Source organism: Bacillus sp. LNXM12-1 (assembly GCF_003004375.1).
Lineage (GTDB): Bacteria > Bacillota > Bacilli > Bacillales > Bacillaceae > Bacillus.
Window position 1 is genome coordinate 410,453 of the sequence record NZ_PVWX01000002.1, and the last position, 13,956, is coordinate 424,408.

At 40.7% G+C, this 13,956-nt stretch carries 14 protein-coding genes; 9 read left to right on the forward strand and 5 right to left on the reverse strand.

Annotated elements, in window-relative coordinates; genetic code table 11:
- Positions 1-8: 8 nt before the first annotated feature.
- Positions 9-422, reverse strand: coding sequence for a MarR family winged helix-turn-helix transcriptional regulator (locus C6Y07_RS09605; RefSeq protein ID WP_060597470.1), 414 nt, complete (start codon positions 420-422; stop codon positions 9-11).
- Positions 423-761: 339 nt separating this feature from the next.
- On the opposite strand from C6Y07_RS09605, the gene spoIIID reads away from it, so the two are divergent.
- The 4 genes from spoIIID to C6Y07_RS09625 all read left to right on the forward strand — a co-directional run bounded on the left by spoIIID (position 762) and on the right by C6Y07_RS09625 (position 4,039).
- On the forward strand, positions 762-1,040 hold the full coding sequence (gene spoIIID / locus C6Y07_RS09610) for a sporulation transcriptional regulator SpoIIID (protein ID WP_008343327.1): 279 nt from the start codon (positions 762-764) through the stop codon (positions 1,038-1,040).
- A 184-nt stretch (positions 1,041-1,224) separates the two neighbouring features.
- Entirely contained in the window at positions 1,225-2,226 is a 1,002-nt protein-coding gene (gene mbl / locus C6Y07_RS09615) for a cell shape-determining protein Mbl (protein WP_012011515.1), read from the forward strand.
- Positions 2,227-2,350: 124 nt separating this feature from the next.
- Positions 2,351-3,190 (forward strand): flagellar hook-basal body protein, encoded by an 840-nt coding sequence (locus C6Y07_RS09620; protein ID WP_003215293.1) that lies wholly within the window; start codon positions 2,351-2,353, stop codon positions 3,188-3,190.
- Between the two features lie 30 nt (positions 3,191-3,220).
- The gene (locus tag C6Y07_RS09625) at positions 3,221-4,039 is read left to right on the forward strand and encodes a flagellar hook-basal body protein (RefSeq protein WP_003215031.1); all 819 of its coding nucleotides are present in this window, start codon (positions 3,221-3,223) and stop codon (positions 4,037-4,039) included.
- A 14-nt stretch (positions 4,040-4,053) separates the two neighbouring features.
- On the opposite strand, the gene C6Y07_RS09630 is transcribed toward C6Y07_RS09625, so the two are convergent.
- Positions 4,054-5,109, reverse strand: a complete 1,056-nt coding sequence (locus C6Y07_RS09630) for a tetratricopeptide repeat protein (RefSeq protein WP_060597469.1) — start codon at positions 5,107-5,109, stop codon at positions 4,054-4,056.
- 218 nt (positions 5,110-5,327) lie between these two features.
- Between C6Y07_RS09630 and fabZ the strand changes: the two genes are divergently transcribed.
- Both fabZ and mscL read left to right on the forward strand, forming a co-directional pair.
- Positions 5,328-5,762, forward strand: a complete 435-nt coding sequence (gene fabZ, locus C6Y07_RS09635; RefSeq protein ID WP_012011512.1) for a 3-hydroxyacyl-ACP dehydratase FabZ — start codon at positions 5,328-5,330, stop codon at positions 5,760-5,762.
- 126 nt (positions 5,763-5,888) lie between these two features.
- The gene (gene mscL, locus C6Y07_RS09640) at positions 5,889-6,284 is read left to right on the forward strand and encodes a large conductance mechanosensitive channel protein MscL (RefSeq protein ID WP_034660234.1); all 396 of its coding nucleotides are present in this window, start codon (positions 5,889-5,891) and stop codon (positions 6,282-6,284) included.
- Between the two features lie 27 nt (positions 6,285-6,311).
- Here mscL and C6Y07_RS09645 read toward each other — a convergent pair whose 3' ends face one another.
- Positions 6,312-6,722 carry a YwpF-like family protein gene (locus tag C6Y07_RS09645; RefSeq protein ID WP_003215215.1) on the reverse strand — a complete coding sequence of 137 codons (411 nt, stop codon included), beginning with the start codon at positions 6,720-6,722 and terminating at the stop codon, positions 6,312-6,314.
- Between the two features lie 117 nt (positions 6,723-6,839).
- Between C6Y07_RS09645 and C6Y07_RS09650 the strand changes: the two genes are divergently transcribed.
- From C6Y07_RS09650 to ytvA, 3 genes are all read left to right on the forward strand, one after another.
- Positions 6,840-7,196 carry a hypothetical protein gene (locus C6Y07_RS09650; RefSeq protein ID WP_106030601.1) on the forward strand — a complete coding sequence of 119 codons (357 nt, stop codon included), beginning with the start codon at positions 6,840-6,842 and terminating at the stop codon, positions 7,194-7,196.
- A gap of 401 nt (positions 7,197-7,597) precedes the next feature.
- Positions 7,598-8,458 carry a Cof-type HAD-IIB family hydrolase gene (locus C6Y07_RS09655; protein ID WP_212040908.1) on the forward strand — a complete coding sequence of 287 codons (861 nt, stop codon included), beginning with the start codon at positions 7,598-7,600 and terminating at the stop codon, positions 8,456-8,458.
- Between the two features lie 152 nt (positions 8,459-8,610).
- On the forward strand, positions 8,611-9,399 hold the full coding sequence (ytvA, locus tag C6Y07_RS09660; RefSeq protein ID WP_034660232.1) for a YtvA family blue-light photoreceptor: 789 nt from the start codon (positions 8,611-8,613) through the stop codon (positions 9,397-9,399).
- 70 nt (positions 9,400-9,469) lie between these two features.
- Here the strand turns inward: ytvA and C6Y07_RS09665 are convergent, their stop codons facing one another.
- Positions 9,470-12,247 (reverse strand): DEAD/DEAH box helicase, encoded by a 2,778-nt coding sequence (locus C6Y07_RS09665; RefSeq protein ID WP_060597466.1) that lies wholly within the window; start codon positions 12,245-12,247, stop codon positions 9,470-9,472.
- Positions 12,234-13,841 carry an SWIM zinc finger family protein gene (locus C6Y07_RS09670; RefSeq protein ID WP_106036449.1) on the reverse strand — a complete coding sequence of 536 codons (1,608 nt, stop codon included), beginning with the start codon at positions 13,839-13,841 and terminating at the stop codon, positions 12,234-12,236. The genes C6Y07_RS09665 and C6Y07_RS09670 overlap by 14 nt, the downstream gene beginning before the upstream one ends.
- Positions 13,842-13,956 lie beyond the last annotated feature (115 nt).

The following is a 13,956-nucleotide window of genomic DNA, read 5'->3' on the forward strand; positions in this document are numbered from 1 at the left end:
GTCACTTCCTATTCAGTTGATAATTTGTGTAAAAGTGTATGGAGGAGTTGTTTTTCTTCGTGGGTGAAATCTGAAAGACATTCTTCTTCAAATTGTTCCATCGTACGTTTGATTTCTTCAAATCGGGCCTTAGCATCATCTGTCATCACGATCAGATTTTCACGTTTGTCTTTTCCTTGTACACGTTTCACCCAGCCATTAGCTTCTAGACGGGTTACGGTTCGGGTAATGGTTGGGGCTTCGACGTTCAAATATGTCCAAATGTCTTTTTGGGTTTTCGGGCCGAATGTATCCAAACAAAAAAGTACAGTCCATTGGGACATGTACAAGTCATAAGCAACAAGCGCTTCGTTCGCCTTTTTAGACAGCAACCTGGCGCTTTGGTGTATTTGATGTAAACACTCTCTATTTAACGTATCCATATGCTCACCTTTTTTTAAATATTTAGCTAGGTAAATAAAATCACCTTTCCTATTTTACGTGCTCGACCCATTCTTGTAAAGTGAAAATTTTCGCCACTCGAAATGATTGCATTTTCTGATAAATCCCTTGTCCCATCTTCATTTTTAGCATATTCCCTATGCAATGCTAATACACTGTTACAAACCTGACAAAGAGAGTGTTTGAGGTGAGGGATCGTGTTTGGCATTTACTACCTAATGGATGAGAAATTAAGACGAACAAGCGCCCCTGAAAATGGATAATATTGATACGGATCTCATTTCACACTTCTCACATCCATTTTAGGGAGGTCGAGTGGTGTGCACGATTACATCAAAGAGCGAACAATCAAGATAGGAAAGTATATCGTGGAGACAAAGAAAACCGTTCGTGTAATTGCGAAAGAATTTGGAGTCTCTAAAAGTACTGTACACAAGGATCTAACAGAAAGACTGCCAGAAATTAATCCAGATCTGGCTAATGAAGTGAAGGAGATACTGGATTATCATAAATCAATCCGCCACTTGCGAGGAGGAGAAGCCACTAAATTAAAGTATAAAAAAGAAGAAATTTTAGAAGGCGAGCCTGTGAAACAGTAAGCTTAGTTCTTTGTTCATAAACATGACATATATATCTTCCTCATATCGGTAGTTTCTAACCACAAATTTTGTAAAGACTTTTGTAAAGAAATATCTTTTTTTCTGCAAATTATGATAGAATATATAATTAGGGCAGAATGTGGTATTTGCTATGGAAACAGATTTTCAAGGAGGATATATATAGATGTTTGCTAGGGATATTGGAATTGATCTTGGTACTGCCAATGTACTGATTCATGTCAAAGGAAAAGGAATTGTGTTAAATGAACCATCTGTTGTAGCTCTTGACAAAAACAGCGGGAAAGTTTTGGCTGTTGGAGAAGAGGCTAGACGTATGGTTGGACGTACGCCTGGGAATATTGTTGCGATTCGTCCATTAAAAGATGGCGTAATCGCTGATTTTGAAGTAACTGAAGCGATGCTCAAGCATTTTATTAATTCATTAAATGTGAAAGGGCTGTTCTCTAAGCCGCGTATGCTCATCTGCTGCCCGACAAACATTACATCTGTTGAGCAGAAGGCGATCAAAGAAGCTGCTGAAAAAAGCGGCGGTAAGCATGTATTTCTTGAAGAAGAGCCAAAAGTAGCAGCTATTGGTGCTGGTATGGATATTTTTCAGCCAAGTGGAAACATGGTCGTAGATATTGGAGGCGGAACGACAGATATCGCTGTCATCTCAATGGGTGACATTGTAACCGCCTCTTCTATTAAAATGGCTGGAGACAAATTTGATCTGGAAATTCTCAACTACATTAAAAAAGAGTACAAGCTGTTGATCGGTGAACGCACGGCTGAGGATATTAAGATCCAAGTTGCAACGGTATTCCCAGACGCACGTCACGAAGAGATTTCAATTCGTGGACGAGACATGGTGACAGGATTACCAAGAACGATTACCGTCACAAGCAAAGAAGTAGAAGAAGCATTGCGTGAATCTGTATCTGCGATTGTTCAGGCTGCGAAGCAAGTTCTTGAGAGAACACCGCCTGAATTATCAGCTGATATTATTGATCGCGGCGTCATCATTACAGGTGGCGGAGCTCTTCTAAACGGGCTTGATCAATTGCTTGCAGAAGAGCTGAAAGTACCAGTTTTCGTTGCCGAGAATCCGATGGATTGTGTAGCTGTTGGTACTGGCGTCATGCTTGATAATATGGACAAGCTGCCAAAGCGTAAACTCAGCTAATGATGTCCCTCATTCTTTTTCGAAAGAATGGGGGATTTTTATTAAAGAACCCTGCAAATATGCCGATATATTTCATAGAAGATTGTGTTTAGGTCATGTGAAAGAATTTTAATGAGGTGAGCACGTGTTAAAAGGACTATACACCGCAACATCTGCCATGATCGCTCAAGAGCGGCGGACAGAAATGCTTTCAAATAATATCGCAAATGCGAATACGCCAGGATATAAAGCGGATGAGGGGACCATGCGGGCATTTCCAGAAATGCTGCTAAGCCGAATGGAGTCAGGACGTTTTCAAACTTCCTCAGGAAAAGGTTTTAGTGTTCCGCAGCAAACGCCGATTGGCGGCATTAATACGGGAACATATATGCAGGAACTAATCCCTCAATTTACACAAGGAACTTTAAAAACAACAGATCAAACAACGGATGTAGCACTAGTCGAAAATAATGTGCCGATCAATCCGGAGACCAATCAGAAATCAGCGCTCTTTTATGCGGTCAATACCCCAGAAGGCGTTCGTTATACGAAAAGCAGCTCAATTACAATGAACGCACAAAATCAGTTGACTATCAATGGGCGTGCCCTTCTTTCTGTGACAGGTCAGCCAATCACGGTTCAGAGTGAGAATTTCAAAGTGAACGCAGATGGAACTGTGAGTGAAAATGGACAAAATCTCGGGCAAATTGATGTACGTGTTGCGATGGATACAAGGAACTTAGCGAGAGAAGGAAATGATTTATACCGTACAGCTGATAACCAGCCCCTGCCAAGCGCAGTCAATAACGGTCAAATGTCCTATACGTTAAGTCAAGGTGTATCGGAGCTGTCGAACGTGGATGTGACAAAATCATATACAGAAATGACAACCGCCTATCGAGCATTTGAAACAAACCAAAAAGTGGTTCAGGCGTATGATAAAAGCTTAGAAAAAGCAGTAAATGAAATTGGCAGAGTGTACTAATCAAGAAATGACAAAGAAAGGAGGATTCTCATGCTTAGAACGATGATCAATGCAGCTGTATCAATGAACGAAGTGCAAAAGCAGCTTGATATTATCAGTAATAACATCGCGAACAGTGAAACAACAGGGTACCGTGCGAAAAATACCCGTTTCTCAGAGCTGATCAGACAACAGTTCAACCAGGTGGATGAAAAAAATGCGCAGGTGGCAAACAGTCGTCTGACACCTGATGGACTAAGGCTTGGTACGGGTACGATGGTCAATGCGTCCATTAACTCGCTGCAAGGCTCGATTAAAGAAACAGGCCGTGATCTTGATGTTGCATTTGGAGCGCCATCTCAGTATATGCAGGTCAATGTCGGCGGTAATATCCGTTATACAAGAGATGGTTCTCTTTACTTACAGCCAGGCAATAATCGTAATCAAGTGCAGCTTGTCACTAGCGAAGGCCATCCGATTCTTGATGAAAACGGAAATGAAATCGTCTTAAATGCGAATTTCCGTGATATTTCAATTGATAAAAATGGACGTCTGACAGCCATTTCAAGAGATAATCAACCGAATCAGCAAGTGAATCTAGGTGTTGTACAAGTCAATAACTCTTCAGCACTTGTCTCTGAAGGAGATAATTTGTTCTCAGTTGACGGTACTTATCAAGGTGCATTAACGGCACTAAATGGAGCAAACCGCCAAGCGATTCAACTTCAGCAAGGTGCACTTGAAACGTCGAATGTGGACATGTCTAAAGAATTAACAGATCTCATGACAACACAGCGCTCCTATCAGATGAACTCAAGAACGATTACGATGGGTGATCAGATGCTTGGATTAGTGAATACAATTCGATAATGAGCAGGTTGACATCAGCCTCTCATGATAAAAAAGGCGGCTCGCTCAAAGTCGCCCTTTTTTTTATAAAAATCTGAGACATCGGCAAGCAGATCCTCAAGATCAATCCAAGCTTCTTTTCGTTCAAGACATGTGACGAGCCTTGCGATCTGCTCATCTGCCTTTGGCGTTTGGCTGTAGAGAAGAAATAAGATTTGGAACTTGATTCTTAAAATATCAAACTGAGAAACAACGGCTTCTTTTAATCCTTTTTGAATATACTTCATTCCTTCATCGGTTAAATTTTCTTTATAACAAGAACGCACCGTTTCGTAGAGGCACGATATATAGGAGTGTGCGGACTTCCGGTATGCTGGGAGACGAAGTGCTTTTTTAAAGTATTCCAGCGCTTTCTTGTGACGATTTTGTCTCGACTGAATAAAGCCAGCGTCATAATAAACGATACCGAGCAATTCTTGATCATCAATGATTTTCACGTATTCGATGATCTCAATAAAAATAGCTTCTGCTTCCTCATATTTTTTTTGATCGCTATAATTAAGGCCGAGCACAATTTTACAACGATAGAGGCTATGATCATCCCCATGCTTTGCAAAGATATCCATGGCTTTTTGAACATGACGAATTGATAACAACGAATAGCGGTTGTTATAATAAACACCACTTGTTCGGAAATGGAACTCTGCTTCCTCCAGCTCATCGTTAAGGAATGACAGGCGTTCTTCCGCCTTTTCGAGATAGTAGATCGCATCATTTTGATCGCTGTTTAAAGCTTCGTAGAGCCCTAGAAAGAAGTAAAAGTAATAGGCCAGTTCTTCGTTCATATCATCTTTGTGCTGCATCAGTTCATGTTTGATTTTTTCTAGGTCCTCTGTCTGATTCATCCAGAGCTGATGGCGAAAAAGCATCAGCTGATAATGTAAATAGAGTTCCTGTTTTTTTGATATTTTACGTTTATGCTTTAATAGAGTTGTTTTGATTTCTTCAGCCTTCGAAAAATGTCGATGCTTCAGCATTGTATACCACGAATGGAGAAGTTTTTTAATGGATTTATCACTCATAAAATTCATTTTTACCCTCTTATTCAATCAATGATGTAATATATATTACCATATTTGTGAAAAAACAATGAGTGTAGTGTGGATTATATTTGATGACAATAGGTAATGATATATTCTATTTTTTACCATATATGCAGAGCGGACGTTGAAAAATACGAGCATTCATAATATACTTCTATAGGAATCAAATGAAGATCATCGATATAGAAAAAAGGAGAGATCAAGATATGCTTGATGCTCAGCAAATTCAAGACATTATTCCACACCGTTATCCATTCTTATTGGTCGACCGTATTTTAGAGGTTGAGGGAGAGAAAAGAGCGGTTGGGATTAAAAATGTCACAGTGAACGAAGAATTTTTTAATGGTCATTTCCCAGGATACCCAGTCATGCCGGGTGTGCTTATTGTAGAAGCACTTGCACAGGTGTTTGGGGTGATTATGTTAGGTAAAGAAGAAAACAAAGGGAAAATTGGTTTGTTTGCAGGAATTGACGGCTGCCGTTTCAAAAGACAGGTGAAGCCTGGCGATCAGCTTCGTTTAGAGGTAGAAGTGACGCGTCTCCGAGGTCCGGTTGCAAAAGGAAAAGCAGTAGCTACAGTAGATGGCGAAGTTGCATGTGAAGCAGAACTAACATTTTCTATCGGTCCTAAAGTATCATGATTTGCCTGGCGGTTCATCAAGGATGAATCGCTTTTTATATGGAAACGACCAGCCTGAACGGATCAGGACTTGCATTTTTGACAAAAAAACGTCATATTAGACAAAAAAAGATGAAGGTGATAAAAGATGCTGAAAGAATTTAGAGAATTTGCAGTCAAGGGAAATGTCATTGACTTGGCTGTAGGTGTCATCATTGGGGGAGCATTTGGCAAAATTGTCACTTCTCTTGTGAATGATTTGATCATGCCGCTCGTCGGTATTATTATTGGGGGACATGATTTTAGCAGTCTATCTATTAAGATCGGATCTGCTCAAATTTTATATGGGAGCTTCATTCAAACAGTGATTGATTTCTTGATTATCTCGTTTTCCATTTTTATCTTTATTCGTTATTTGAATAAATTAAAACGGAAAAAGGTAGAGGAAGAAGAGGTTGTAGAAACGCCGGATCAAACGGAAGTTTTACTAACTGAAATTAGAGATCTATTGAAAAATCAAAGCCAATCGAAAGATGTGCAATAGAAAAAGAGCGGCTAATCCCGCTCTTTTTTATGTGTTTTGTTTAAATGCATCCAGCAGTTTTTCTCCGGAAAGCCCCTCTTTGACGAGGTCTTTTAGTACTTCTTCGGTTTCTGTTCTGTAACGGTTTGTAATCATTTTACCATCGAGCAGCACAGAAATGTTTTCTTCTAAAGCAACAATGTTTTTGACTTGGACAGATAGATGAACAGGGCGGTTGTTTTCTTTTGTGATTGTCACAAGAATCTTCACTTCAGTGTGCTGTTGAAAAAGCACCTCAAACACCTGTCTATGTTTCTTTGGAATGAGTGCCTCGATCATCCAGTGATTTTCACCATCTTCTTTATTAATGATTAAACCGTCACGAAGGGGAATGCTGGACATTTTATCTTGCTTTGGATCAAGTTCGATTTTTAAATCAATCAGCCTAAAGGTTTTCATATTTATCACCTCACAAGCGTTCATTATTCGTAAGTATTATTATAGCATACAACATCTTTATAAATGAAACCGCTGCCTGCTTAGAACGAGCTGCATATGAGTGAAAGGAGATGTTTTATGGAGTCCTATCAATTGCGAAACATACATATTGGCGAGGAGAAGGCAAAGAGCACAATTCGCGTTTATTCGTGGGGAGACATTCTTTCATTTTGTGATGTGTACATGGAAGAAGGCGAGTCACTCACGTTTCAATACGTCACCGAGGATCAAATGGACTGCTTTGAATTTCAATTGTCGATTCATGACGGACAGCTTTGTTTTTATTGGTTTGCGTGGGACGGTTCTGATTATATTCACATGCCTTCTAGTAATTGGATTCATTCAGACGTTTTTTATCAATTTATGAAAAATAAGTTTTTCATCAAACAAAACAAGATGATGTTTTATACTCAAGCGGTAAAAAACAGAAATTAAAGAGGAAATAGAGAATTTGAGAGATCATTTTGTCATTTTCATGTTTTGTCACATACGACCTTTCTCAGTAGACTAAGGGCAGTTGAAAGGAAAGGAGGTACGGTCTGAAACAAAAGGTAACGTCTAGCATCTGACAGCCCCCCTCTAGCTAAAGCTGATAGACGCTGCCTTGTGCATAAGAACACTGCGTAATAGAACCATAGCTTCTTTGTATAGGTCATGTGTCCCCTGTAAATCCCCTTGTGTGTATCCGGTCATGTAGCGTGGCCGGGTACCCTTTTATTCACTGATAAACCGATCACCTCTTGCAAATAGTGGATACTCATTTCATAATGATGATGGATTTTATCAGCAGTATGATAGCCGAAAATGGAGACAAAAAGGAGAGAACGATGACAAACATTCAAATGATCGCAACGGATTTAGACGGAACTTTATTGAACAGTGAACACAAAGTGAGTCGGGAAAATGAGCAGGCATTAAAGGAAGCAGCGGCGAATGGAATGGAAGTTGTCGTTTCAACAGGAAGAGCGTATTTTGATGTGAGGTCTATTTTTGATCAGCTTGGTATGAATACATGGGTGATTAGTGCCAATGGAGCTGTGATTCATGATCCGGCTGGACAAGTGTACCATTCAGCTGTTTTACACGAAGAAAAGGCCAAACATATATTGTCATGGCTTGAAGAACGTGACTATTATTATGAAGTTTTTACAAACGAAGCCATTTTCACACCGAATCGCGGCAGAGAGCTTCTTGCGATTGAAATGGACCGCTTAAAAAGTGCTAATCCAAAAACGGATCGAAATATTTTAAAACAAGCGGCAGAAGTTCAATACAGTCAGTCAGGTTTTTCTTATATTGATACATATAAAGAATTGTTCCGTGAGGATCGAAAGCTTTCATTCTACAATATCTTAGGTTTCTCTTTCTTTGAAGACAGATTGAAGGCAGGATGGGATATGTTTGGTGATGATTCAGATGTCACAATGGTTAGTTCAGCCGATCATAACTTTGAAATTGGTTCAAAGGAAGCATCTAAAGGGCAGGCATTAACAAGGCTGGCAGAACGACTTGGTATTCCTTTAAGCCAGACAGCGGCTGTAGGAGACAGTTTAAATGACGAATCGATGCTTCTAGCAGCTGGTGTTGGGGTTGCGATGGGCAATGCGAGACAGGATATGAAGGAAATCGCTGATCATGTCACGTTAACAAATGATGAACATGGTGTGGCGCATATGATTCGACACCTTTTGAAATAGATGAATCGGATGTCTTTGTATAAATCACATAGGATAAAGCGCATTCTACAAAAGAGGAATTCAGAACTACTTCTATTTACACCTGATGTGGAACATCATATAATTTAATTATGAACATAACCCGCTTGTAAGAAATTAAGGAGAGTAAACGAATGGCGCTGGAATCTTATAAGTCCGAAAATCTGCATTTAATCAAGGAAGCCTTAGATTATACTCAGGTTGGCCTGACGGTGACGGACCCGTCTTTACCTGATAATCCTTTAATATATGTGAACAAGGGCTTTTTAGATATGACAGGCTATCAAGAACCCGAGGTATTGGGGAAGAATTGTCGTTTCCTTCAAGGAAATGAAACCGAGCAAATCGCTCTCAATCAAATTAGAACAGCTATTGAGAACAAAGAAGCTGTCACTGTTCAGCTGAAAAATTATAAAAAATCTGGACAGATGTTTTGGAATGAGCTAAGTGTGGCTCCTCTTTGGATTGACGAAAATGAAGGAAAACGTCTTTATTTCGTTGGTCTGCAAAAAGATGTCACGAAAGAGAAGGAACAGCAGGAGCTTCTTGAGCAATCGATTGATGAAGTGCTGAATATTTCTGTTCCAATTGTTCCTGTGAAAGATGGTATTTCTGTGTTACCGATCATTGGTACGTTAACAGCGCCAAGATTTCATAAAATTATCTCAACAGTCTCCACCTATATCTCTCAATCCAAGGACGATTATTTTATTGTCGATCTGTCTGGTTTATTAGAAGTGGATTCATTTGTGGCAGATGCAATTTTTAAGCTGAACGATTTAATTTTAATGACTGGTACTGAACTCATTGTGACAGGAATTAAACCGAATCTTGCGATGAAAATGGGAGAAATGAGAGAGGACTTCCGTGAATTGAATACGTATATGAACGTGAAATCTGCATTGAAAAAGCTGCACATTTAACCTATGTTCATATGAAATGAAAAAAGAGGACTTTTCATCATGTTTGAGAAAAGTCCTCTTTTTGCTGGGATTAAGATGATTGAGCGGCCGCACTTAATGTGAATAAATCTTCTAGTTCGTTCGTCGATAGCTCAGTAATCCAACTTTCACTTTGGATAATTTGATCATTTAACGTTTGTTTTGTTTCGAGCATTTGATCGATTTTTTCCTCAATCGTGCCCGTTGTGATCATCTTATGGACGTGAACAAATCGTTTTTGTCCGATCCGATAAGCACGGTCTGTCGCTTGGTTTTCCACAGCAGGATTCCACCATCTGTCGTAGTGAATGACATGGTTTGCGGCAGTTAGGTTAAGTCCTGTTCCTCCTGCTTTTAAAGAGAGAATTAAGATGTTGAATTCTTTCTTCTGGAAGCGATCCACCATTTTATCCCGCTCCTGTTTTGACAGACTGCCATTTAAAAATTGAACTGGTTCTCCAAACATCTTTTCCGCCAGCTGCTTGATCATGTTTCCCATTCCAATATACTGCGTAAAGATGAGGCAGCTTTCTCCTTGCTCATGTATTGCTTTTAACAGCTCTGCGAGTTTATCCATTTTTAATGAACGTTTCAGTAGTTTCACATCTGTTCCACTCTCTTTTAAATAGAGAGCCGGGTGATCGCAAATCTGTTTGAGTCTGCCGAGCATACTTAAAATAATGGCTTTCCGCTGCATTCCTGTTAACGAAGCCATGTGTTCGAATGTATCCTTCACGAGCTGTTCATATAAAGAAGCCTGCTCAGCGGATAGCGGAATGAATTCTTTTTCTTCGAGTTTCTCAGGCAGGTTCAGGGCGACCTCTTCATCTTGCTTTGTTCTTCTTAATAGGAAGGGCTTTATCAGCTGCTGCAGCTGTTCAATTCTTTTTTCATCACGGTCTTTTTCAATCGGCAGGACGAACTTCTTATGAAAGCTCGTCAGGCTGCCGAGATATCCTTTGTTGACGAAGTCGAAAATGGACCAAAGCTCTGTCAAACGGTTTTCCATAGGTGTCCCGCTAAGGGCAATGTGATGCTGCCCTTTGAGCTGTCTGATCGCTCTCGATTGTTTCGTATGGGCGTTTTTGATGTTTTGGGCTTCGTCTAAACAAATCGTATCCCACTTTGCTGACGTTAATTCATCACGATCAGAATGTGAGAGTCCATAAGACGTCAGGACAATATCTGTTGACTCGTATGCCTTTGTAAAGTGTTCCCCTTGAGGGCGCGATGGCCCGTAATGCAGAGCGACATTCAAATGTGGTGCGAAGGTTTCAAGCTCTCGCTGCCAGTTTCCTAAAACAGAGGTCGGCGCAATGATGAGAGATGGAGCGGCATTTTGCTTCTGCTCTTTCAGATATGTGAAATACGCAATCATTTGAATCGTTTTTCCAAGGCCCATATCATCTGCTAAACAAGCCCCGAATCCATGAGATCTTAAAAATAACAGCCAGTTGACACCATGCTGCTGATACGGCCTTAGTGTGCCTTTGAAGGACTCACTCATTTCGTAGGAAGGCAGCTCATGCGTATCATTTAACTGATGGACAAGTCCTCTTAATTGAGACGAAAGTTCAAATTGAATATGTGCAAATGCTGAGCTGTCTAGCAGTTCTGGTATCGATTCAGAGGATGCTTCTTGATCTGCCAGCTCGCGTGACAAAATATCAGACATGTGCAGCCCTTCATTTTCGGCGCGCTCCATCCATTTTTTCATTTGCTGGATGAAGGTTGGATCGATTTTGATCCATTGCCCTCGAATGTTGACAAGGCGCCGTTTACTTTGGACAAGCTCGTTGAACTCATCTTCTGTCAGCTCGATGCCGTTTGTAGCAAAGCGCCAATTAAAGTCCATCAAGGCATCCATTCCGACATGCGACTCGCCTCGCGGGGTAGAGGAAATCCTTGCTTTTAGCATCATGGTGCTTTCTTTGACGATTTGCCACCACGATGGGAGCAGGATCTCAATGCCCATATTCACAAGTGTTTCACTTGCTTCAGACAGGAAGAGCCATGCTTCGTCTTCTGACATGAGCGTGGTGCCAGATGTGAAAGAGAGCCAAGGTACAATTTGACTGAATCGCTCCAGCTCTCTTGAGATTTTATCTTGATACGGATGCCAAGACCTTTTCAATGAACGGATACCCTCAAAAAAGTGAAGGTCGCTGTTTTTCTTATCACGCAAAAACAATTCGATTTTCCAATCATCTCCGTCGAAATCCGGTTCATTTAAGCGCAAGCCGACAGTGAAAGGCGTCTCGTCATCAATCCAGCCAATCGTCTCCAAGAAATCCTGCTCATCTAAAAAGTGTCCTTGGAAGGATGAGAGCGCAGGCGATTGTGCTGTCATGCGGTTCCATTTGTGCTGCAAGGCATCATCATATTGAATGTAATCCTGTACGGCAAAGGAGAACCAATTAGCCGTATAGCCATCTAATAGTCCTTCTTTGTCTTTAAACCGAAGCACACCTTCTGTCCACGCCTCGTAATCGGGAACGAAATCTTCGTCCTCGATGAATTCGTAAATGGTGGAGGCTGTCTTCATCAGTGGTTCCGTTTCATCCGTTAATGTCACATGACTAAAGGTATTAAATGAATTTTTTCCTAGTAATTCAACGGTCATCCAAGGGCTTAACAGGAAGGCAGGTGTGCCAATAAAGCTCACATCTTCTAAAAATGTTCCGTAAAAAGACGATTCGTGCCATTGGAAAAGCTGCCTCTTCATTTCATTAAGTGGAACAGGGTGTCCGTCCTCTGCTTGCGCTGAAATGGTGAAAGAGAAATCTTCTGTTTGTTCTGCATGAATGACAATTTGTTTATGGCGTGTCATCAATTAATTTTCCTTTCTTCATTTCCTCTTGGAACGCACGCAGCCGTTTCGTTGAATCCTGCAGCTGCTTGACATATCTTTCCCAAATCGCGGTTTTTTTCGTTTTATGATAAAGGGTGCGTAGTTTTTTTAGCATTTTCACAGATTCTCGATAAGCACTTCGATTCTTTTGATCGAGAAGCAGTGAGATTTCACGGTGGTACGATGGAATGAGCGCTTCAGGCTCCTCTTTTGCAATTTGTTTGATCAGATCCTTCTCCAGTTCACTGATGGAGAAACCAACAAGGCTGTGAATCTCAATCCATTCTGCATAACGCTGCTGTGCATATAATAGCTGACTATATTCAGTAAACGCATAGGGCATGCAGATTTGGAGGTAGCGTTCATATAAATGATGATCCTTCGTCTGCTTAAAGTATGCGTCTAAATAAAAGAAGAAATCACTGACGGCTCCTCGCAGTTCTCTATAGGAAAGGTCGAGCTGGCAATATTCCTCTAAAATATAGGTGATCTCATGATACCAGAGCTTGAGCCGCTTCCAGTCCTTGCGGTTTGTGAGATCCTTCAGCCAATTGAGCACATTTGGCAGCATATCTGCATTGAGCAGCTGTAATTGCTGAAAGAGGCTTTCGTCTTCTTTCTGTAAATAATCCATGTGCATCAGCCCGATGGTACGTTCAACCGTTTGTTCTTGCTGCTGAGCGTTCTTCAGTAATTCTGTTTCTTTTTTAACCCATTTCCCTCTATTTAATATGGTGCCCCAAATCTCCATAAAGACCGCTACTCGTTCATGCTGGAAAGGTCCGTTTATTTGAAGAAGTGCCCGAACGGCAGTTGGTGTGTTTTCAAGAAACGGATCGAGGGAAAAGGAAAGGGCGTATGTCTTCAAGTGATCCACTGAATCGAAAATGGTGTTCATGAGCTGTTCTACATATGGATTCATGGAATAAAAATCCTTCTCGGCATCAAGCCGTTCGAGGTCGATCAATTGATGAATCCTTAACCACACATCGATTGAGGTATGAATCGCATACAAACTCTTGAATTCAGGTGAATGAGGTGCGTGTTTTTTTAGGATTGATAAATAGCCGTAATACAAATGCTGCGGTGTTTGCTGGTGCTTTGGTGTCCGTTTCAGCCAGAGGTTAAATTCCTCTTGGAAAAAATTCAGCCAGCTTTGGAGTGATTGTTCGTCTGGGCGCTTCACTTGGAAGTGCTGGCGAATCAATTCTTTGCTACGTTGTAATTCATCCTTTTCTGACCAATTTTCTGTAAATCCGGTCACACTCTCTACTTGAGCGTATAGCGAAAAGAAGACAGCGAGAATGTGTTTACAAAGTCCATCTGCCGGACATGAGCAGCTGCTTCTCACAGGAAACAGCACATGAAGGTGGACTCTTGCTGCCACGACATCATGTACATAAGCTGACCATTCCGTATCAGATTCTTGCTTGAGACGATATACACTGTCCTGTCTATAAGTAATCAATGCTTTTTTGATGAGTTGTTTGTTTTCATCTGTTGCAGGAAGAAGTTCTTTGAGCTGTTCGGCTGTTTGTTTGATTTCTTCTTCGTTGATGTTGTGCTGAAGCATTTGATCCGCTCCTAACCAAGTAAAAGATTCCAATTCTTTTATTATAGCTCAATGGTGATTTATAAAAAAGTTTTTCATGAAAATGGTCATAAATTTCAAAAGCTGTCGAATGATG